This is a genomic window from Salicola sp. AFF1 (genome assembly GCF_056783195.1).
In genome coordinates, this window is record NZ_JBXAYL010000004.1 from 175,111 (window position 1) to 190,138 (window position 15,028).

The 15,028-nt window shown below is 60.0% G+C and carries 16 protein-coding genes and 1 tRNA gene; 12 read left to right on the forward strand and 5 right to left on the reverse strand.

The genetic code is table 11. The annotated features are described in order from the left end of the window. The first annotated feature begins 48 nt into the window (after positions 1-48). The 7 genes from bamA to rnhB all read left to right on the forward strand — a co-directional run bounded on the left by bamA (position 49) and on the right by rnhB (position 7,097). Complete coding sequence (gene bamA / locus AC1RQI_RS04360; protein WP_481903805.1) at positions 49-2,367, forward strand: outer membrane protein assembly factor BamA; 2,319 nt, start codon at positions 49-51, stop codon at positions 2,365-2,367. Between the two features lie 85 nt (positions 2,368-2,452). Next, positions 2,453-2,992 (forward strand): OmpH/Skp family outer membrane protein, encoded by a 540-nt coding sequence (locus AC1RQI_RS04365; protein ID WP_481903806.1) that lies wholly within the window; start codon positions 2,453-2,455, stop codon positions 2,990-2,992. 28 nt (positions 2,993-3,020) lie between these two features. Beyond that, complete coding sequence (lpxD, locus tag AC1RQI_RS04370) at positions 3,021-4,046, forward strand: UDP-3-O-(3-hydroxymyristoyl)glucosamine N-acyltransferase (protein WP_416635207.1); 1,026 nt, start codon at positions 3,021-3,023, stop codon at positions 4,044-4,046. A gap of 17 nt (positions 4,047-4,063) precedes the next feature. Continuing rightward, positions 4,064-4,498 (forward strand): 3-hydroxyacyl-ACP dehydratase FabZ, encoded by a 435-nt coding sequence (gene fabZ / locus AC1RQI_RS04375; protein WP_416635206.1) that lies wholly within the window; start codon positions 4,064-4,066, stop codon positions 4,496-4,498. After that, the gene (gene lpxA, locus AC1RQI_RS04380; RefSeq protein WP_481903807.1) at positions 4,498-5,289 is read left to right on the forward strand and encodes an acyl-ACP--UDP-N-acetylglucosamine O-acyltransferase; all 792 of its coding nucleotides are present in this window, start codon (positions 4,498-4,500) and stop codon (positions 5,287-5,289) included. The genes fabZ and lpxA overlap by 1 nt, the downstream gene beginning before the upstream one ends. A 6-nt stretch (positions 5,290-5,295) precedes the next feature. Further along, complete coding sequence (gene lpxB, locus AC1RQI_RS04385) at positions 5,296-6,510, forward strand: lipid-A-disaccharide synthase (RefSeq protein WP_481903808.1); 1,215 nt, start codon at positions 5,296-5,298, stop codon at positions 6,508-6,510. Beyond that, the gene (gene rnhB / locus AC1RQI_RS04390; protein WP_481903809.1) at positions 6,507-7,097 is read left to right on the forward strand and encodes a ribonuclease HII; all 591 of its coding nucleotides are present in this window, start codon (positions 6,507-6,509) and stop codon (positions 7,095-7,097) included. Before lpxB ends, rnhB begins: the two co-directional genes overlap by 4 nt. Positions 7,098-7,106: 9 nt before the next feature. Here rnhB and AC1RQI_RS04395 read toward each other — a convergent pair whose 3' ends face one another. Next, the gene (locus AC1RQI_RS04395; protein WP_481903810.1) at positions 7,107-8,312 is read right to left on the reverse strand and encodes a TraB/GumN family protein; all 1,206 of its coding nucleotides are present in this window, start codon (positions 8,310-8,312) and stop codon (positions 7,107-7,109) included. Between the two features lie 182 nt (positions 8,313-8,494). On the opposite strand from AC1RQI_RS04395, the gene AC1RQI_RS04400 reads away from it, so the two are divergent. Next, positions 8,495-9,553 (forward strand): NAD(P)-dependent alcohol dehydrogenase, encoded by a 1,059-nt coding sequence (locus tag AC1RQI_RS04400; RefSeq protein ID WP_481903811.1) that lies wholly within the window; start codon positions 8,495-8,497, stop codon positions 9,551-9,553. Positions 9,554-9,567: 14 nt separating this feature from the next. Here AC1RQI_RS04400 and AC1RQI_RS04405 read toward each other — a convergent pair whose 3' ends face one another. Beyond that, entirely contained in the window at positions 9,568-10,686 is a 1,119-nt protein-coding gene (locus AC1RQI_RS04405; protein ID WP_481903812.1) for a CaiB/BaiF CoA transferase family protein, read from the reverse strand. Between the two features lie 112 nt (positions 10,687-10,798). Here AC1RQI_RS04405 and AC1RQI_RS04410 point away from each other — a divergent pair, with 112 nt between their 5' ends. Then, entirely contained in the window at positions 10,799-11,809 is a 1,011-nt protein-coding gene (locus tag AC1RQI_RS04410) for an AraC family transcriptional regulator (RefSeq protein WP_481903813.1), read from the forward strand. Here AC1RQI_RS04410 and AC1RQI_RS04415 read toward each other — a convergent pair. Next, on the reverse strand, positions 11,785-12,822 hold the full coding sequence (locus tag AC1RQI_RS04415) for a GGDEF domain-containing protein (protein WP_481903814.1): 1,038 nt from the start codon (positions 12,820-12,822) through the stop codon (positions 11,785-11,787). The two genes, AC1RQI_RS04410 and AC1RQI_RS04415, sit on opposite strands and share 25 nt — an antisense overlap. A gap of 248 nt (positions 12,823-13,070) precedes the next feature. Between AC1RQI_RS04415 and AC1RQI_RS04420 the strand changes: the two genes are divergently transcribed. Next, positions 13,071-13,147, forward strand: a tRNA-Met gene (locus tag AC1RQI_RS04420). 184 nt (positions 13,148-13,331) lie between these two features. Here the strand turns inward: AC1RQI_RS04420 and AC1RQI_RS04425 are convergent. Continuing rightward, positions 13,332-13,625, reverse strand: a complete 294-nt coding sequence (locus AC1RQI_RS04425; protein ID WP_481903815.1) for a helix-turn-helix domain-containing protein — start codon at positions 13,623-13,625, stop codon at positions 13,332-13,334. A 129-nt stretch (positions 13,626-13,754) separates the two neighbouring features. Between AC1RQI_RS04425 and AC1RQI_RS04430 the strand changes: the two genes are divergently transcribed. Beyond that, positions 13,755-13,988 (forward strand): hypothetical protein, encoded by a 234-nt coding sequence (locus AC1RQI_RS04430; protein WP_481903816.1) that lies wholly within the window; start codon positions 13,755-13,757, stop codon positions 13,986-13,988. Continuing rightward, the gene (locus AC1RQI_RS04435) at positions 13,981-14,760 is read left to right on the forward strand and encodes an Arm DNA-binding domain-containing protein (RefSeq protein ID WP_481903817.1); all 780 of its coding nucleotides are present in this window, start codon (positions 13,981-13,983) and stop codon (positions 14,758-14,760) included. Before AC1RQI_RS04430 ends, AC1RQI_RS04435 begins: the two co-directional genes overlap by 8 nt. Here the strand turns inward: AC1RQI_RS04435 and AC1RQI_RS04440 are convergent. Next, a partial coding sequence (locus tag AC1RQI_RS04440) for a transposase (protein WP_481903818.1) occupies positions 14,693-15,028 on the reverse strand: 336 nt, incomplete at its 5' end. The two genes, AC1RQI_RS04435 and AC1RQI_RS04440, sit on opposite strands and share 68 nt — an antisense overlap.

Sequence of the window (15,028 nt, forward strand, 5' to 3'; positions counted from 1 at the left end):
GTCAGCCCTGTTTTCCAAGTCACGAGCTCAAAGGCATTTAGTGAACCCATGAAAGGCCTTTTACGGACGTTGTTGTCGGCGGTGATGCTGGCCCTGGTCAGCCTGTCGGCCCCGGCCGAGACCTTCCAGGTTTCGGACATTCAGGTGGAAGGGCTTCAGAGGGTCTCGGCGGGCAACGTCTTTAATGCCCTACCGGTGAATGTCGGTGACCGAGTTGACGATGCCGCGGTGGCTGACGCCATCCGCAATCTGTTCCAGACCGGGTTGTTCGCGGACATCAGCATGGCGCGCGAGGATGGGGTCCTGATCGTCTCGGTTGAGGAGCGCCCCTCAATTGCCAGGATTGAGGTGGAGGGGAACCAGAACATCAAGACCGAGCAGCTCATGGAAGGCATGCGCCAGGCGGGTGTTGAAGAAGGTCAGATCTTCCAGCGCGCCACGCTCGAGCGACTGGAGCTTGAGATTCTGCGCTCCTATGTGGCCCAGGGACGCTACAACGCGGATGTGAATGCGGAAGTCGAAGAGCTCCCCCGCAATCGTGTTGCCATCAACTTTAATATCAATGAAGGCGACGTGGCTGCTATCCAGCACATCAACATCATTGGTAACGAGAAGTTTACCGATGCGGAACTGATCAGCCTGATGGAGCTGCGCGAGACCAGCTGGTGGAACTCCATCACCAATGCGGATAAGTACGCCCGCGAGAAGCTTTCCGGCGACCTGGAAACACTGCGCTCCCATTATCTGAACGATGGGTATGTGGAATTCAACATCGAATCCACCAACATTTCCCTGGCCCAGGACAAGAAACAGGTTTTCGTAACCCTGGCGGTGGATGAAGGGCAGCAGTTCAGTGTTCGGGATGTCCGGCTTGAGGGCAACCTGATTGTTGATGAGGAGGAATTGCGCAACCTGGTAGCTCTGGAGGAGGGCGAGCTCTTTTCCCAGCAGCGGATGACCATGACCAAGGATCTGATCACCCGCCGCCTGGGTCGTGAGGGGTACAGTTTTGCCAAGGTGCAGGCGACACCCCGCCCCCACGATGATGGCACCGTGACGGTGGTTGTGGATGTTCAGCCGGGCGAGCGTACCTATGTGCGGCGTGTCCGTTTCCGGGGAAACACCGTGACGCACGACGAGGTCCTGCGCCAGGAAATGACCCAGATGGAGGCCGGAGTAGCCTCCTCCAGCCGGATCGAGAACTCGCGCAGCGAGCTGGAACGTACCGGCTTCTTCGGTAAGGTGAACGTGGATACATCCCCGGTGCCCGGAACGGACGACCAGCTGGATGTTACCTACACGGTGGAGGAGCAGCCCACAGGTAGCCTTTCCGCCAACATTGGCTTCTCACAGACGTCAGGGCTTATTTTTGGCGCCAGTGTCTCCGAGAAGAACTTCCTCGGAAGTGGTCGTCGTGCCAGCTTTGGCCTGAATAAGAGCGATTCGGTAACCAGCGCGAACCTTTCCTACACCAACCCCTTCTATACGGTCGATGGGGTCAGCAGGGGCTTCAGTTTCCAGGCTCGTGAGACGGATTATGAGGAGGAAGAGGTCTCCTCCTTCGTGCTGGATACGCTCAGCGCCCGTATGAACTTTGGTTATCCCATCACCCGCTACACACGGCTGAACTTTGGTCCAGGCTATGAATACAACCGGATTGAGCCGGGCCAATACCCAGCACAGGAAGTGCAGGCGTTCATTGCTGAGGAAACCAATTCCCAGAGCGCCTTCCTTCTGAAGGGATCCATCGTACGCAACACCCACAACCGGGGGCGTATGCCCACCTCGGGCTCACGTAACAGTCTGACGGTGGAAACAGCTGTTCCGGGTAGCGATCAGACCTACTACAAGATCACCCAAAGGACGGATGCCTATTACCCGCTGACCAGCAGTCAGCGGTGGGTGGCACGGCTTCGCACCAAATTCGGTTACGGTAAAGGGTTCTCCGATACGGGCTCTTTGCCATTCTATGAGCATTACTATGCCGGCGGTTACCACTCGGTGCGAGGCTATGAAGCCAACAGTCTGGGCAATCGCGCGACCCCGAATGAGGACGATCCGTTCAGCGACGATCGTCCTTTCGGCGGCAATGTTCTGGCGGAAGCCAGTGCGCAGCTGATTTTCCCGGTTCCATTTGCGGGTGAAAGACGGAATATGCGCTCGGCGGTGTTCCTGGACGGTGGTAATGTGTTTGATACGGCCCGTGATTTCGATCCCTCCATGAACGAGATTCGCTATTCGGTGGGCATTGGTTTTGAGTGGATCACCGCTATCGGGCCGCTGGGCTTCAGTCTGGCGGAGCCGCTTAATAATGAGGCGGAAGACGACACACGCCGCTTCCAGTTCTCGCTGGGCCAGCAATTCTGACTGGCCTCTGGAACAATCCTGCCCTGGCGGGCACAATAGGCGGCACTCAGTGCCCATGACAAACATCAATACAGGGAGGCGAGCCATGAAATGGACGCTGACACTTGCTACCGCATTACTGATGCTCGCGGCGGCAGTACCGGCAACAGCCCAGGAACGCATTGGCGTGGTTAATCTGCGTGAGGCGGTTTTCTCCTCGGATGCCGGGGCTGAGTTCGGGGATGTGATCAAGGGGCAGCTTAAGGAAGAGCAGAAAGCGATCAAGCAGCTCGAATCCAAGGCTCAGGACATGCAGGAGCGCCTGAAAAGCGATGGCGCCATGATGAACGAGTCGGAGCGCAAGGATCTGGAATCGCGCTTTCAAAAAAAGGTTCAGGAGTACCAGAAGCGCCGGGCCCGCTTCCAGCAGGCCGTGAACCAACGGCAGCAACAGTTCCTTCGAGAATCCCGTCCGGCGGTGGATGCGGCCATGGAAACCCTGCTTGACAAGCATGAGCTGGACATTGTCATTCCGGCGGAAGCGGTGATCTATGCCAAGCCGGACCTGGATCTGACCCAGGAAATGATCGATCTGCTCAACGAACAGGCCAGCGGCAGCGGCACCACCAATAGTGACAACAACTGAGCGGCGCTGATCCGCGGCGGGAGTGTGGATGAACAGCGTGGAACGAACCCTTTCCGAGCTGGCTGACCTCTTGGGCGCCGAGCTGCGCGGGGATGGGGACAAGCGGATAACGGGGCTGGCGACACTCGCCAGCGCCGGCGAGAGTGACATCAGTTTTCTGGCCAACGAAAAATACGCGCGCCAGCTTGGTACCACACAGGCTGGCGCGGTTCTCGTTCGGCCTCATCAGGCAGACCAGTGTCCGGTCAGTGCGCTGCTGATTGACGATCCCTACCAGGCGTTTGCCCGGTTGAGCCACTTTTTCAATCCGGAGCCCGTGCGAGAGGCGGGGATCCATCCTACCGCTACCGTGGCGGAGGACGCGTCTGTTGCTGACTCCGCCTGGGTTGGGCCGGGCGTGGTGATTGAACATGATGTCGAGATTGGCGAAAGGGTGCGGATAGGCCCCCACAGTGTTGTAGGGGCCGGCTCTCGCGTAGGGGCGGAAACGCTGCTGGCTGCCAATGTAACGCTCTATCATGGTGTGATACTGGGCGAACGGTGCCGGATCAGCAGTGGGGCCGTGATTGGCAGTGATGGTTTCGGGTACGCTCATACAGGGGAAAGTTGGGACCGAATTGCCCAGATCGGCGGTGTCCGCATCGGTAATGACGTGGATGTAGGGGCGAACACGACTATTGACCGGGGAGCTCTGGACGACACCGTCATCGGTGATGGCGTAAAGATCGATAACCTGGTGCAGGTAGCCCACAATGTGGAGATCGGGGACCACTCCGCCATGGCGGCCCAGGTGGGGATCTCGGGCAGTACGCGCATCGGGCGCCATTGCGTGTTCGGAGGGGCGTCCGGTATTGGCGGTCACCTCACCATTGCCGATGGGGTCCAGCTTACCGGCATGACCATGGTAACCCGGAGCCTGAAAGAACCCGGGGTATACTCCTCGGGTACCGGGGTAGAACCCAATCGTGACTGGCGTCGCAGTGTGGTCCGGTTTCGTCAGCTCGACGACATGGCTCAGCGCTTGCGCCAGATTGAAGACAAACTCAGTGATTGACGTCGAGGCTGTGGCGCATGCAGATTGAAGATATCAAGCAATACCTACCGCACCGTTATCCCTTCCTGATGGTGGATCGGGTAACCGAGGTGCGTGCTGGCGAGTACATTGCCGGTATCAAGAACATTTCCGTCAACGAACCCTACTTTGAGGGGCATTTCCCCACCAAGCCCATCATGCCGGGTGTCATGATTGTCGAATCCATGGCGCAGCTTTCCGGGGTGCTCGGTTTTGTTACGGTTGGGCGCTCTCCGGCGGACGGTTTCACGCATTACTTCGCTGGTTGCAACAAGGTTCGCTTCAAACGCCAGGTCGTACCGGGCGATCAGTTGGCACTTGAGGCCACGCTGGTGGCTGACAAACACAATATCTGGAAGTTCGATTGTAAGGCCTGGGTTGGGGATGAACTGGCCTGTGCTGGCGAGATCACGACGGCCGAGGGTGCGATCTGATGCCGGGCGATGCTCATCCGGGTGTGCATCCCCAGGCAATTGTTGATCCCGGCGCCCGACTCGGAGAGGGGGTGACAGTTGGCCCCTGGACCTGGATCGGGCCGGATGTTGAGATTGGTGATCACACAGAGGTCCGTTCCCATGTGGTCGTCGAGGGGCCTACGCGGATTGGTACGAACAACCGCATCTTCCAGTTCGCCAGTGTGGGGGAAGAGTGCCAGGATCTGAAATACGGGGGCGAACCCACGACGCTGGTGATTGGTGACGGCAACGTGATCCGGGAAAACTGCACCCTGCACCGCGGCACCGTCCAGGACCGGGGCGAGACCCGGATCGGTAGTAATAACCTGTTCATGGCCTATGTGCATGTAGCCCATGACTGTCTCATAGGTGACAGCACCATTCTGGCGAACTGCGCGACACTGGCCGGCCATGTGGATGTCGACGATCATGCCATTCTTGGGGGCGGCACCATGGTCCATCAGTTCTGCCATCTCGGTGCGCATGCCATGACAGCGGGTGGCAGCATCGTTCTGAAGGATGTGCCGGCCTTTGTCATGGCCGGTGGCCAGTCCGCCGGGGCGCATGGGCTCAACATTGAGGGCCTGAAGCGTCGTGGCTTCAGCAAGAGCACTCTGCACGATCTGCGGCGCGCCTACCGCATTGTCTACCGTGAGGGTCTGACCCTGCAGCAGGCAATTGAGCAACTGGAGCAGGCGTTTGACGGCAGCGAGCAAGTGGCCCTTTTTGCCAGCACCCTGCGGCGGGCGGAACGCGGCATCGTTCGCTGATTGGTCATGACCCCCGTGCTTGCCCGAGGCTCCACGCCACCTCCCGGCCCTGTTATTGTTCTGGTGGCCGGAGAGGTCTCTGGTGACCTGCTCGGTGCCGACCTGATTCTCAGCCTGAAACGCCGCTTTCCCCATGCCCGGTTTGTTGGTATCGGGGGGGAGCGGATGATGGCTGCTGGACTGCAGTCCATTGTGCCCATGGAGCGGCTCTCGGTGATGGGGCTGGTGGAAGTACTGGGTCGCATCCGGGAGCTGTTCGGAATACGGCGTCGCATCCGCGAGTACTGCCTGAACAATCGTCCTGCTGCGCTGATTGGTATCGATTCGCCGGATTTCACGCTGGGTCTGGAACGCCAGGTCCGGGAGACCGGTATCCCCACGGCACACTATGTGAGCCCCTCAGTCTGGGCGTGGCGGCGGGGCCGGCTGAAAGGCATTGCCAAATCCGTGGATCTGATGCTGACCCTGCTTCCCTTCGAGGCCAATGTCTATCGCGACTATGGGATTCCCGTGCGTTTTGTGGGTCATCCCATGGCCGATGAGATTCCGGAGGAGCCTGATCGGGCCAGTGCGCGAGCGGCGCTGGAATTACCCGGCTCGGGTCAGGTTGTGGCCCTGCTGCCGGGCAGCCGGGGGAGCGAGGTGGCCGCCCTGGGCCCGCTGTTTCTTGAGACCGCCGAGTGGCTGGCCACGAGCATGGCGAGGCCCATCACTTTCGTGATTCCCTGCATCAACCCGCAACGCCGTGCTCAGCTGCAGGCTCTCATCGAGGGGGATGAGGCCTGGAAAGCGCTGGATATTCGCCTGGTACAAGGCCAGTCGCGTACTGTGATGACGGCTTCGGACGCCGTGTTGCTGGCGTCTGGTACGGCCGCTCTGGAGGCTGCTCTGCTCAAGCGACCCATGGTCGTGGCCTACCGGGTGAATGCACTCACTTTCTGGATCGCCTCGCGTCTGGTCTACGTGGACCATGTGGCGCTGCCCAATCTGCTTGCCCCGGAGCCGGTGGTGCCGGAGTTTCTGCAGGAAGATGCCACGCCCGGGGCATTGGGCGGGGCTCTGGAAACCCGGCTGACCGCTCACGAGACCATTGAGAACGAGCAAACCGTCTTCTCGGCCATACACGATCAGCTGCGGCGTAATGCCAGCGAGCGGGCGGCTGAGTCCGTGGCCGCGCTGATCCGTGGTGAGCCCCTTCCTGAGGATCCGGAGGCGCCATGAGTCTGGATGACCTGAATGTACCTTACGACGGGCTGTACCTGGCGGGAGTGGACGAGGTTGGTCGCGGTCCCCTTGCGGGCCCCGTGGTTACCGCGGCCGTGATCCTGGATCCGGATAACCCGGTGGAAGGGCTCAGGGACTCCAAGAAGCTCAGTGAACGAAAGCGCGAGGCCCTGTTCGACGTGATCCAAGAGCGGGCTCTGAGCTGGGCTCTGGGTCGCTGCGAGGTGGATGAGATCGACACCCTCAATATCCATGGCGCTACCATGCTTGCGATGGAACGCGCCGTGGCCGCCCTGGCGCCGGCGCCCGAGTATGTGCTGGTGGATGGCCACCGGTGCCCGGACTGGCAGTGGCCCGCCATGGCGGTGGTGAAAGGGGATGGGCGCGTGGATGCCATCGCGGCGGCCAGCATCCTTGCCAAGGTCAGCCGGGACCGGGAAATGGTGGCCCTGGATGAGCGCTACCCAGGCTATGGTCTGGGCGGCCACAAGGGCTACCCCACCAAGGCCCACATTGAGGCGTTGCATCGCCAGGGTGCCAGCCCGGTTCACCGGCGTTCCTTTGCCCCTGTCAGCAAGCTCTGAGAGGGCGCATTATCCGCTAACAAGCTGGTCGAAAATCCGGAAGCCGGCAATGTAGGTGCCGGCAGCCGAGCCCACTGAGGACAGGATGAAGATCAGCAACGTGCGTGATACCCGGTTGCGCCACCATCCGCGCATCGCGGCGACGTCATGGCGCAGGTTCGAGAAATCCGCCACCGTTGGCCGTCGCAGCAGCAGTTCCACACCCGCCGCCACAAAGCCGGCGCCAACCGTTGGGTTCAGCGAGGTCAGTGGCGCGGCCAGGAAGGTGGCCGCAATGGTCAGCGGGTGGGCCATGGCAATGGCCGAGCCCAGGGCCGAAAGCGCGCCGTTGATCAGGAACCATTCCGAGACGAGCTTTACGCCCAGCTCGGTATCCCGGCTGAAGCCGATCACAAAGCTGGCGATAACCAGTGCCGCCACCACCCAGGGCAGGTAGCGGAAAAAACGCCCACCGGCTGGTACCTGTTCCAGGCTTTCGCGCTCTGTTGCCGGCTCTGCCGGCGGTTCACTCTCAAGGTGCTCGCTCAGGCCTTTGAGGTGGCCGGCGCCGATGACCACCAGGACGTTCTGGTAGCCTTTGCCTGCCATGGACTCCATCAGTCGCAGGGCCATGTAACGGTCGCGCTCGGAGATGAGCGGATGGTAGAGCTGACCGGAGTGTTCGGCGAATTCTGCAAATGTGGATTCCAGGACATCGCCTTCCTTGAGCTGTTCAATGCTTTCTGGGCTCACCGTCTCCCGGGTAAACAGGCTGGCACAGAGACCACTGCCGAGCTGCATGCGCTGCCACCATGAGACACCGCGCCAGACCCGGCGCAGGGTCGTGCCGATATCACGGTCGATCATGGCCACCGGCAGCGCGGCGGCCTCGGCCTCGCGCAATGCCGCCTTCATTTCCGCGCCCGGTTCAATGCCGGACTGTTCCGCTACCCGCTGCTGGAAGGCGCCCATGGCAAGATGGGCGGCCACCATGCCGGCACGGCCACTGCGCAGCACCTCAAACAGGTCCATCCTGGCCATCCGGTCCGGGTCCGCGAGGTTCTGGTAGCGTGACTCGCACAGCTCCAGCGCCACGGCATCGTAATCACCAGAACGGATCAGCTCCGAGACCTCGTCCGCGGAGGCTTTCGAGACATGGGCCGTGCCCACAATGGTGAAGGTGGTGCCGGCATGCTCAACAACGGCCCGCGGGCCCTGATGATCCTGTTCACCCATGGGATCGTACTCATTGAAATTAAGGCGTGATTGTCGCCCGTAGGCGCCTGCCCCGCAAGCGGGTTACAAGGCGGTATGGGTTTCGGGAAGCCACGGCACGCGCGGTTTGACCGGCTTGAGGGTTAAGCGCATCATTCCATCGTGATTGAATTCACACTAATTCAGAAGTAGGAGCGATAGTCATGGCTAATACAAAAGCCTACGCCGCAACGGCACCGGACTCGGGTCTGTCTCCCCATAGCATTGATCGCAGGGAACTGCGTTCTGATGACGTTGCCATCGAAATCGACTATTGCGGGGTCTGTCACACGGACATCCACTTCGCCCAGAACGATTGGGGCATTACCCAGTATCCGCTGGTGCCGGGGCATGAGATTGTTGGGCGTGTGACGGCGGTTGGCGATCAGGTGCAGGGCTACACGGTTGGCGACCGCGTTGGCGTGGGCTGCATGGTGGATTCCTGCCGTGAATGCGGGGCCTGCAAAGAAGGTCTGGAGCAGTACTGCCTGAACGGCATGACGGCCACCTACAATGGCCAGGACCGGCATGATGGCTCCATTACCCTGGGCGGCTATTCCGAGAAAGTGGTCGTTAGTGAACGCTTTGTGGTGCGTATTCCGGAAAAGCTGGAAATGGCTCATGCCGCACCGCTGTTGTGTGCCGGCATTACGACCTATTCACCGTTGCGCCATTATGGCGTTCAGGCTGGCCATAAAGTGGGCGTGATCGGCATGGGGGGCCTTGGTCACATGGGAGTGAAGTTCGCCCGTGCCCTGGGGGCCGAGGTTACCCTCTTCACCCGCTCTGAGAGCAAGGTGGCGGAAGCCAGGAAACAGGGCGCCCACCATGTGGTCATCTCCTCCGACGAGCAGCAGATGAAGGATGCCGCAGAGACTCTGGATTTCATGCTGGACACCGTGCCCGTACAGCACGATCTCAACCCCTACCTCAACTGCCTCAGGTATGACGGAACCCACATCCTGGTGGGCCTGCTGGAACCGGTGGAACCCGCGGTGAACGCCGGCTCCCTCGTGGGCAGGCGCCGTGTTCTCGCGGGCTCTCTGATCGGCGGCATGCCGGAGACCCAGGAGGTTCTGGATTTCTGTGCCGAGCATGACGTGCGGTGCGACATCGAGATGCTGGATATGCACAACATCAACGACGCCTATGACAAAGTGAAGAAGGGGGAGGTCAAATACCGCTATGTGATCGACATGGCAACCCTCAAGAACGCCGGCTGAGCTCTCAGCCGCACCTAGTCACCCGGATTGTCGGCCCCCAGGGGCCGACCGATGAAGGTGCTGTTGCAGGGGGTGGCACTGAACTTCAGCGGATGGCCGATCTGCTTCTGGGTGGTGCCGTCGCCGCGATCCACCTCAATCACCATGTGCCTTGCCTGGATGTGGGGGTGCTCGCTGGCCTCGCTCAGGGTCAGAACCGGTTCCACGCAGGCGTCCTGGTTGCCAAAGATGGCCTGCCACTCGGCCAGTGTCTTCTCTGCGAACGCCTCTCGAAGTGCCGTTTTCAGGCTCTGTTGATCCTCCGGTTTGGGGCTCAGCCCTTTGGCGGCCAGTTCCGGGCGGCCAATCACACTGAAAAGCTGCTTGGCGAAGGGGGGTTCCAGGCTGCCCACGGACAGCCAGCGCCCGTCCGCCGTCCGGTAGTAATCGTAGAAGAAGCCACCATTGAGCATGCCGCCCTCCGGCGCCGGTTCCTCCCCGCCCGCCAGCCAGGCGGCGCCGGCCATGGCGTTCATGGCAAAGGCGGCGTCGGTCATGCTGATGTCCACATGCTGGCCCTCGCCGGTCTGGCGCTGGTGCGTCACGGCCGCGAGAATGCCCATGACGGCATGGTGGGAGCCGCCCGCCACATCCGCAACCTGGATGCCCAACGGTGGCGGGCCGCTTTCGACTCGCCCGCTGTAGCTGGCAACGCCAGACAGTGCTAGATAGTTGATGTCATGCCCCGCTCTGTCCCGATAGGGGCCAGTCTGGCCGTAGCCGGTGATGCTGCAATAGACCAGGGCTGGATTGATCGCTTTCAGGCTGTCGTAGTCCAGCCCGAAACGGGCCATCACTCCGGGGCGGAACTGTTCCACCACCACGTCATAGCGCCGCACCAGCTCCTTGACCCGTTCCACAGCCTCCGGTTCCTTCAGGTTCAGCGTGATGCTGCGCTTGCCCCGGTTCAGGTAGGCGTGGGCGGTGGACACATCACCGTCATGCGGCGGTGTGATGCGTGTGAGGTCCATGCGGTCCGGCGATTCCACCCGCAGCACCTCCGCGCCCATATCCGCCAGCATCATGGTCGCGTAGGGCCCCGGGAGCAGGGTGGAGAAGTCGAGTACTTTCAGTGATGTCAGCGGTCCCGTCATTTGGGTTTTGTCCTGTCTTCTGGTTGGCTCTACCATACCCCTAGGTGAACAGGCGTCCACCGGCGCCGACGCTCAGATCCATTGACCAATCCGCTCATCGACACGGACGCCCATGGCCCATCTTACCGTCTCTGCCCATTTTGTGATCGCGGCCCTGACCGGTGCCAGGCGCCAAGGCTACGACACGCACGCGATGATGCGGGAAGCGGGGATTGATCCCGTTCTGGTGGAAGAAGATCAGGCACGGGTAACGGGTCACCAGTTCACCCGGCTGATGCAGGTGATCTGGGCCAGTATGGAAGACGAGTTCATGGGGTTCGCGCCAGCGCGCAGCCGCCCCGGCACTTTCGCGACCCTGTGCCAGCTGGTCATCCATTGCGACAGCCTGGACTGTGTGCTGCGCCGCGCCAGCCACTTCTACGGACTGTTCGAAACCGGGGTTACCATGCCACTGACCCTGTATGGTGAAGAGGCTATGGTCCGTATCCAGACGGAGGCCCCCCTGGATAAGGACAGCCATCACTTCCTGCAGGAGTCCCTGCTGGTGATCTGGCACCGGTTGGGATCCTGGCTCATTGGTCAGGGGATACCGCTGACCAGGGTGAGCTTCAACTACCCGGAGCCGGCCCACAGCGGGGAATACCGGGGCATCTTTCAGGCTCCCCTGTTGTTCGACCAGCCAGAGACCGGACTGGTCTTTCCCGCCCGCTACCTGCAGGAACCAGTCATCCGGGATGAGCTGGAAATGCGCCAGTTCCTGAAGAGTTCACCGGCGGACCTGCTGGCGCGGCCGGATGACCGCAACAGCTACACCGCCCGTATCCGGGCCCAGATCGGGCGTGACTTCACCCAGCCGATCCCGGATTTCGAAACCATAGCCCATAACCTCAATACCAGTCCGCAGACCCTGCGGCGGCGACTGCGTTCGGAAAACACCTCCTTCCAGGAGATCAAGGACAACCTGCGGCGGGATATCGCCATTGTGCATCTCACGCGGGACCAGCTGGCCATTGATGAAATTGCCCATCGGGCCGGCTTTACGGAGACCTCCACCTTCCATCGTGCCTTCAAGAAGTGGACCGGAGTGACCCCGGGCGCCTATCGTTCGCGTTTCTGCTCATAAAGGCGCTGATCCGCGTAGCGCAGAAGGGCGCGGGAGTCCTCGAGCCCGGTCTGCTCACTGCCCGCCACGCCCACACTGAAGGCCAGGGGAATCCGGTGTCCTTCCCAGATCAGCGGTTCTTCGGCCACGCCTTCCTGCAGGCGTGCGCCAATGTGGGTGGCCGCGCGCACGCTCTGGTTGGGCAACACCACCACGAACTCGTCGCCCGCGAAGCGGAACACACTGTCGTCTTCGCGCAGCAGCCAGCGCAGGGTCTCACCCAGATGGCAGAGGTAGGCATCGCCGCACTCGTGGCCGTAGTGATCGTTGATCGCCTTGAAACCGTCACAGTCGATGAACAGCAGCGACAGCGGCAACTGATAGCGTCGGGAACGGCTTAGTTCTTTCTGCAGGACCGTTTCCATCTCCCGGCGATTGCGCAATCCGGTCAGGGCATCCCGGGTTGCGAGGCGGCGCAGCTGTTCCCGTGCCAGTGTTGAATCCAGGCCCTGGGATGCCTTGACGGCAAGCTGCTCCAGGAAAAACGCGTCCATGTCCGGGCTGTAGCGCCCGGTTGTCCGGCTTCCCAACACCAGGCCACCGGCAAGACGATCGTCGACCACCAGCGGCAGTATGGCCATGGACCCTATGACGGCCTGCGAGCCGTCGGGAATCAGGCGCTGGTAGCCCAGGCTGTTCGGGATCAGCAAGGGCGATTGGCTGCCACCGGTCAGGTGCAGGTAATCCCCGGCTGGCGCGGAAACCAGGGGCGTCAGCGCTCTATCTTCCGCCAGCATGCTGAAAAGCGGCCGGTTGGCTTCCACATCCGTAAGGACCAGCCAGACCTCGTCCAGACCGAAGCGCTCCCGTACACGGTCGGTCAGGCGGTCCAGGAAGGCCGCGCAGTCCCGGCACCCCATGATCTCGCGCTCAATCTCGAACAGGTTGCGGGCAATCTGCTCATTGTGGCGTGCGTGCTCAAGCAGTGAGGCCAGGGAGATGTCATCGGGGTATTGCTGGAAGGCTTCAGGCATGGCCGTGTGTCATCCCGTTCTGTTGTGCTGGTCAGGCCACAAGAGATTGCAGGCCTGGAGATTATCATGGCTGATGAACGGCGTCAGTGCACGGTCGCAGGGCGCAGTGATTCCAGTAGGCCGAGGGGGAGGGGGCTTCAGATGCCAGTAGTGCGAGATCAATTAAAATTGGTCCTTGACGAACCGGCCGTGATTCCATAGGATACGCATCACATCGACGGGCCAAGGCCCAACGGTGACAAAGCAATTGCGGGGTGGAGCAGTCAGGTAGCTCGTCGGGCTCATAACCCGAAGGTCGTTGGTTCGAATCCAGCCCCCGCTACCAGATTCCAAAAAGGCAGATCAGTTACTTACTGGTCTGCCTTTTTTCGTTTCAGGGCATCGATTTTCCTCCGTGCCCAAATCGTGCCCATCCCGTGCCTATCTTGACCAGCCAGTTTTATAGGGCTTCGTGGCCGATGACCTTCGGGTAACTCTGGGCACGCCTCCCACAGACCGGGGTAGACCGATCACTGGCTGTGAGTCTCGCCATCCTCTTCACCGCTCAAATCATTTCCGGTACCTGGTTGATCTACCACGGGTGAATCCTTGATGTGGGTAATGAGTTGCTCAATGTCACATCCAAAGTAGTTGCACAAAGCATCTAGATTGTCTGTCACCGTGCTGTGTCCAGGGTGATTGATGATTCTGGATAGAGTCATGCGGTTGATGCCGGTTTCTTTTGCAATCTCTCCGATGGTAATCCGGCGTCGCTCTGCGAATTCTTTGTCGGCAATGAGTTCTTTCAGGTGGTAGCGGATCATCAGTCTACTCGTATGATAATAAAAAGTATCAAATGATGCTTGCAGAGATCATCTGAGTGTGCATAATTAGAATCAAGTGATAAATAAAAGTATCACTTGATTCTTTTAATGATGACTGGAGAAGTTCTCATGAGCCACACGTACCTGACAACGGAAGAGCTCTCTCACCGCATAAAGTACGATCCCCGCACGATCCGCCAGTGTTTGAAAGATAGCGTCCTGTTCGAGGGGACGCACTACATTCGGCCCTTTGGCGGCAGAAAGATCCTGTACATCTGGGAAACGATTGAAGAAGACATGCTTCGCGGCGCGGAAAGCAGCCTGTCTATTCCCATGGCAAATGGGGAGGTGTGCTATGGCTAAAGTCCGAGCCCGCAACGACTCCAACAAGCTTTTTATTGACTTCCGCTACCAGGGCATAAGGTACCGGGAGCAGACCCTGCTCGACGATACCGCGAAGAACCGGAAAAAACTTGAGCTTCTGCTGCAACGGATGGAAGCCAAGATGTTTCTTGGAGAGTTCGATTATGCGGAGTTCTTTCCTGGGAGCCCCAACGTTCAGCGTTTCGAACAAACGCAAAACAGTAGCAAGATATCGGGCGGTGATGCCCATGAGGCTGAAACTCCCGGCTTCGAGCGGTTTGCTGATCAGTGGTACACCGAGATGCGGGTCCAATGGCGAGAGTCCCATGCCCGCAATGTGCGGTCGATCCTGGATAGCTCCCTGAAGCCTGCGCTTTCAGGACAGCCCATCGGGGCGATCACCAAGGCTGACATTCTTCAGTTGCGGACCGAGATGGCACAGCGAAAGGGGCGCGGGGAGAGTGGCCTGATGGCGCCTAAGACAATCAATAGCCACATGATGATTCTTCAGATGATCCTGGATGAAGCAGCTGAGCGTTTCGGCTTTGAATCCCCGTATCGCAACATCAAGCCGCTGAAGCAGCCGAAGACTCACATTGAGCCGTTCTCGTTCCAGGAGGTCCAGAAGATTGTTTCGAGTGTCAGGGCCGACTACAGGAACTATTACATCACACGGAGTTATTGTCAAATCTGGTGTATGACCATCAGGCGGCGCTCCTGTCAGATTGATCGTCCACCCGCTCTCCATCCTGAAACTGGACGTTGTCTATGACCAGCTTCAGTTGGTCGAACCCCTTGATCCGCTTCCAGCGTTTCTGAGCGGATTGGAGCAGTTTGAACACCATCGATAGCGTGGTGTCTCGGGAGCCGCAGGAACGACTCCGTTTGGTTCTTAACCGTACTGTCGAGAAGGTGGATTCAATCGGGTTTGTGGTCCGAAGGTGAATCCAGTGCACGGCCGGAAAATCATAGAAGGCCAACAGCTCGTCACGGTCCTTCTCAAGGGTTTCCATTGCTTTCGGGTACTTGTCCCCGAACCG

Bases quoted from the DNA above. Each gene is read 5' to 3' on its own strand.
- fabZ (WP_416635206.1), top strand. From the start codon at position 4,064: ATGCAGATTGAAGATATCAAGCAATACCTACCGCACCGTTATCCCTTC.
- rnhB (WP_481903809.1), top strand. From the start codon at position 6,507: ATGAGTCTGGATGACCTGAATGTACCTTACGACGGGCTGTACCTGGCG.
- lpxD (WP_416635207.1), top strand. From the start codon at position 3,021: ATGAACAGCGTGGAACGAACCCTTTCCGAGCTGGCTGACCTCTTGGGC.
- AC1RQI_RS04365 (WP_481903806.1), top strand. From the start codon at position 2,453: ATGAAATGGACGCTGACACTTGCTACCGCATTACTGATGCTCGCGGCG.
- AC1RQI_RS04415 (WP_481903814.1), bottom strand. From the start codon at position 12,822: ATGCCTGAAGCCTTCCAGCAATACCCCGATGACATCTCCCTGGCCTCA.
- AC1RQI_RS04410 (WP_481903813.1), top strand. From the start codon at position 10,799: ATGGCCCATCTTACCGTCTCTGCCCATTTTGTGATCGCGGCCCTGACC.
- lpxB (WP_481903808.1), top strand. From the start codon at position 5,296: ATGACCCCCGTGCTTGCCCGAGGCTCCACGCCACCTCCCGGCCCTGTT.
- AC1RQI_RS04395 (WP_481903810.1), bottom strand. From the start codon at position 8,312: ATGGGTGAACAGGATCATCAGGGCCCGCGGGCCGTTGTTGAGCATGCC.
- AC1RQI_RS04430 (WP_481903816.1), top strand. From the start codon at position 13,755: ATGAGCCACACGTACCTGACAACGGAAGAGCTCTCTCACCGCATAAAG.
- AC1RQI_RS04405 (WP_481903812.1), bottom strand. From the start codon at position 10,686: ATGACGGGACCGCTGACATCACTGAAAGTACTCGACTTCTCCACCCTG.
- lpxA (WP_481903807.1), top strand. From the start codon at position 4,498: ATGCCGGGCGATGCTCATCCGGGTGTGCATCCCCAGGCAATTGTTGAT.
- bamA (WP_481903805.1), top strand. From the start codon at position 49: ATGAAAGGCCTTTTACGGACGTTGTTGTCGGCGGTGATGCTGGCCCTG.
- AC1RQI_RS04435 (WP_481903817.1), top strand. From the start codon at position 13,981: ATGGCTAAAGTCCGAGCCCGCAACGACTCCAACAAGCTTTTTATTGAC.
- AC1RQI_RS04400 (WP_481903811.1), top strand. From the start codon at position 8,495: ATGGCTAATACAAAAGCCTACGCCGCAACGGCACCGGACTCGGGTCTG.
- AC1RQI_RS04425 (WP_481903815.1), bottom strand. From the start codon at position 13,625: ATGATCCGCTACCACCTGAAAGAACTCATTGCCGACAAAGAATTCGCA.